Source organism: Moorena sp. SIO2C4 (genome assembly GCF_010672485.1).
GTDB classification, from domain to species: domain Bacteria; phylum Cyanobacteriota; class Cyanobacteriia; order Cyanobacteriales; family Coleofasciculaceae; genus Moorena; species Moorena producens.
The window spans coordinates 1-3,977 of record NZ_JAAHGN010000709.1 but is presented as its reverse complement, the minus strand read 5'-3'; the positions used below and the strand labels follow the sequence as shown (position 1 = coordinate 3,977).

General features: G+C 45.4%; 5 protein-coding genes. All 5 read left to right on the top strand.

What is annotated here, in order from left to right:
• The first annotated feature begins 57 nt into the window (after positions 1-57).
• The 5 genes from F6K20_RS27630 (at position 58) to F6K20_RS27610 (ending at position 3,832) form a co-directional block, all read left to right on the top strand.
• Positions 58-1,134: an RRXRR domain-containing protein gene (locus F6K20_RS27630; RefSeq protein WP_008189903.1), complete on the top strand. Its 1,077-nt coding sequence runs from the start codon at positions 58-60 to the stop codon at positions 1,132-1,134.
• Between the two features lie 409 nt (positions 1,135-1,543).
• Entirely contained in the window at positions 1,544-1,822 is a 279-nt protein-coding gene (locus F6K20_RS27625) for a monovalent cation/H(+) antiporter subunit G (RefSeq protein ID WP_008189907.1), read from the top strand.
• Positions 1,815-2,489 (top strand): DUF4040 domain-containing protein, encoded by a 675-nt coding sequence (locus F6K20_RS27620; protein ID WP_287296810.1) that lies wholly within the window; start codon positions 1,815-1,817, stop codon positions 2,487-2,489. Before F6K20_RS27625 ends, F6K20_RS27620 begins: the two co-directional genes overlap by 8 nt.
• Positions 2,489-3,151 (top strand): Na(+)/H(+) antiporter subunit B, encoded by a 663-nt coding sequence (locus tag F6K20_RS27615; protein WP_071102633.1) that lies wholly within the window; start codon positions 2,489-2,491, stop codon positions 3,149-3,151. The genes F6K20_RS27620 and F6K20_RS27615 overlap by 1 nt, the downstream gene beginning before the upstream one ends.
• Positions 3,152-3,382: 231 nt before the next feature.
• Complete coding sequence (locus F6K20_RS27610; RefSeq protein WP_071102634.1) at positions 3,383-3,832, top strand: DUF29 domain-containing protein; 450 nt, start codon at positions 3,383-3,385, stop codon at positions 3,830-3,832.
• Positions 3,833-3,977: the final 145 nt, after the last annotated feature.

Here is a 3,977-nt window from a genome sequence, read left to right as displayed (position 1 = left end):
CGGTGGTCGAGGGGACGGGTAATCAACCCAAATACTTTTCTCGTGAGGTTTATCACCATGCTACGAGTTCCAGTTATTTCACCTGATGGCAAACCATTGATGCCTACAAAAGCCTCTCGTGCTCGGCGTTGGCTTAATCAAGGTTTAGCTGTTATTTACCAAAACGATCTAAATGTTTTTGCTGTTCAGTTAGTCAACCAACCGTCTGGAGAACAAACTCAGGACATTGCTATTGGGATTGATCCTGGAAAGATGTTTTCTGGTATTGCTGTTCAGTCAAATAATGCCACTCTTTGGACAGGGCATTTAGTGTTGCCGTACAAAAAAGTCCGCGTACGCATGGATACTCGACAAATGATGCGAAGAACTCGTAGAAGCCGTCGAATAAACCGCAAGGTACCTTACTCGCAAAGGTCTCATAGACAAAAACGATTCTCAAATAGAGTAAGCAAAAAGGTACCTCCTTCAATTCGAGCAAACCGCCAGTTAGAGCAAAGAGTAGCCAAAGAACTTAGCCTTTTGTACCCAGTAAAAGCCATCGTTTATGAAATAGTCAAGGCTAGAGGAAACAAGGGTTTTTCTCCTGTTATGGTAGGCCAATATTGGTCAATATCTCAGCTAGAAAAAATAGCCCCAGTCACTCAAAAACAAGGCTGGGAGACTGCTCTAAAAAGGGAAGCGTTAGGACTAGTCAAGGACAAAACCGACAAAAGTCGGCAGTCAGTCAACACTCATGCGGTAGATGGGATAGCTTTAGCTGCTACTCATTTCTTCCGGCGCAAGAATTACTATCACAGCAAAGGCAAATTGAGTGTTCCAGAAAACTGCAATATAACTAACACTTTGATCTTTGTGATTAGACGTGCTCCTATAAGTCGTCGTCAATTACACCTGTTGCAATTTTCTAAAGGTGGAAAACGGCGCAAATACGGTGGAACAACTACTAGTCATGGTTTTCGCAAAGGAGATTATGTTGAAGCTGTTAAAGCCGGAAAAGTAACCCGTGGTTGGGTAAGCGGTGAAACAGCAAGACAGGTTTCTGTGAGCGATATCGATTGGAAGCGGATAGGACAATTCACCGCCCGGAAAGTCCGACTCCTAAAACGTTCAACGGGCTTAATTGTAAACTACTAATTGGAGGCGCGGCTTTCCTCCCCACCCTGTAGAGGGATGGGGTATCCAGCCGCGAAGACTGATGAGCGATGTATAGACTTCTTTCAGAAGTCGGGAACAGCGGATCTGGGAACAGGGAACAGTGGACAAGAATTCACGAAAAGCGATGCAGTCGGCCAAAGGGGGTTACCCCCACTCGCGCTTTGCATCAAGAACAGTATCAGAAAACTACTTTTTCAAGAGGTCTTATAGCAATTTGCATATAAGTTAATGATGAAAATGGGGCAAACACAATAAAATTTACTTCTTAATTGGCAATAATAAATAACTTATGTTGGATGCAAAATGCTCTATTTACTGTTCCCTATTCCCTGTTCCCTGTTCCCTAAAAAACTATAAATATGTACTTAACAAAGTCGCAAAACGCTATATGATTAATGCACTGAGTTACACTTGCATAGGTGTCGGAATCCTATTCTGGTTTTGGGGAACCTTTCCCCTAATCGGTCACCGATCAGTATTATTCAAGCTGCATAGTCTTTCAGTGGCAGATACCCTGGGATCGATGAGTATCATCGTCGGGCTGCTCCTGAAGATACCCAGTGAATGGCCGCTGCTGATTCTCGCCATTATCTCCTTGGCGATCTGGAATACAGTGTTGGGATATGTGTTGGCTTACTGTTCCAGTAGTGGGGGTGACAATGACTGATAGCTATATTTATGTCATAACCGCCCTACTGCCTTTGTCCGCCTGCATGCTGGTATTTCAGGTCAATCCATACCATGCTCTGGTGATCCGAGGCATACTGGGAGCGGTGGCGGCTTTGGTCTATGCAATGTTTGGGGCAGCGGATGTGGCTTTGACTGAAGCGTTGGTGGGTACAATGCTAGCCATTACCCTCTATGCGGTTGCGGTGCGTTCATCCTTAACCATGCGTCTGGGAGTAATCCAAGACTGGGAAGAAGTTGAGGCAGATGGGGAGTCTTTAGCAGAGGGCAAGACCAAACCGGATTTTGGGGAACTGATGGATGACTTACGGACAATTCTGAGCAAACACTATATGCGCCTTGAGCTGGTAACCTACACAGATAGGGAGACCTTGCACCGGGCGCTGATAGAAAAAGAAGTCCATGGGACCTGTACCGAAGATGAGGGATGGCTGTTTGAGCAAGACCAGAGGGGATTAGCTCAAGGAGCTACCCAGAAGGCATCACCACAGGATGATCAAGACCAGGTAGGGCAAGAGTATGAAACCCTACCTTATCACACCCAGACCAGGGTTCAACGCCTCTATGAGATCATGCAAAGTGAACTTTCATTATCGGCGACAAGCTTGACTTATTTAAATGTACCAGAGGCAGGGGGAGATCATTAATGAAATGGATTTACATTGCAGCAGGGATAGCGCTGTACGTCAAATTTATGGTTTTGCCCAATCCGGCGGCAGACTTATCAGATCTCTCTATCGTCGAATCCGTTGTACAAGATACTGGAGTGCCCAATGCGGTTTCGGGTATCATATTCCGGAATCGGCTCTATGACACCATCTTTGAAGTGGTGGTATTTACGATCGCGATCATGGGAGCTAAATTTCTACTGGCGGATGAAAAGCCGTTCTGCACGATCTATCAATTTACCGATAAACCATCCATTGTTCTAGCCCGTCTGGGAGCGACGATTGCTGCGTTGGTAGGTATCGAACTAGCGATTCGGGGGCATCTGAGTCCAGGAGGTGGCTTTGCGGCTGGGGTGGCGGGGGGAACCGCAATCGGTCTGGTTGCCATTACCTCATCATTCCAGTGGATGCAGGCAGTCTACAAGCGTTGGCAAGCTGCTAGGTGGGAGAAGATTTCAGTTTTGATTTTTATTGTACTAGCGGTTATAACCTTGACGGGAGTAGAATTACCCCACGGGGAGTTGCAGACACTTGTCAGCGCTGCCGTCATCCCCATACTCAACATCTTGGTTGCAGTAAAAGTTGCTTTGGGTTCGTGGGCAGTTATTTTGGTTTTTATTCATCATCGGGGATTGCTATGATCGATTACAGCGGTTTTCAATTCAGGGAACAGGGAACAGCGGATCACTGGAACAGAACAAAAATTATGTGTACCTTATAGTTATGAAAAACGGTGCGCTTGACCCGTAATTAAATTCGCCACGGGTCGCACCTCTGCATCGCTTTCTTATCCCCCACACCCCACACCCCACACCCCACACCCTACTCCCTACTCCCTACTCCCTACTCCCTACTCCCTATTCCCTTTGCTGATGAAATCTCAGATACGTGACTTAAAACAACTTTATGAAACTGAGTACGATCAGTGGTTAACTGAAACAGTTAAGCGACTGAAAAATCGTCAATTAGAAGAATTAGATTATGACAACTTAATCGAGGAATTAGAAGCCTTGGGACGCAGCGAACGAAATGCTGTTAAAAGTTTACTGTTGCAGATAATCATTCATCTAATGCTTTACCAATTTTGGGAAGCAGAGAGGGGTAGAAATGCTAATCACTGGGCGGGGGAAATTATTACCTTTCGAGTTCAACTAGAGGATAAACTTACCACTAATTTACGAAATTACTTAGCCGAGGAATTACCCAAGATCTACCAAAATGCTTTATTGATTGTCCAGAAGAAAACTCAGCTTAAGTCTCTACCAGAACAATGTCCTTATTCCTTTGAGGAATTACTGGATAAGGATTGGTTTCCCAAGTGATATAGCAGTCTCCAATCTTGTTCCTCAACGACGGGACTGACCAAATCCCCCAAAGTTCTACCAAAATATCCAGAAATGTGAGAGCCCTGCGTCTTTAGACCGGGGATGAAACAGAGCGACGGGATTAATCCCGTCGCTCTGTTTA

Bases quoted from the DNA above. Each gene is read 5' to 3' on its own strand.
- F6K20_RS27630 (WP_008189903.1), top strand. From the start codon at position 58: ATGCTACGAGTTCCAGTTATTTCACCTGATGGCAAACCATTGATGCCT.
- F6K20_RS27625 (WP_008189907.1), top strand. From the start codon at position 1,544: ATGATTAATGCACTGAGTTACACTTGCATAGGTGTCGGAATCCTATTC.
- F6K20_RS27620 (WP_287296810.1), top strand. From the start codon at position 1,815: ATGACTGATAGCTATATTTATGTCATAACCGCCCTACTGCCTTTGTCC.
- F6K20_RS27615 (WP_071102633.1), top strand. From the start codon at position 2,489: ATGAAATGGATTTACATTGCAGCAGGGATAGCGCTGTACGTCAAATTT.
- F6K20_RS27610 (WP_071102634.1), top strand. From the start codon at position 3,383: ATGAAATCTCAGATACGTGACTTAAAACAACTTTATGAAACTGAGTAC.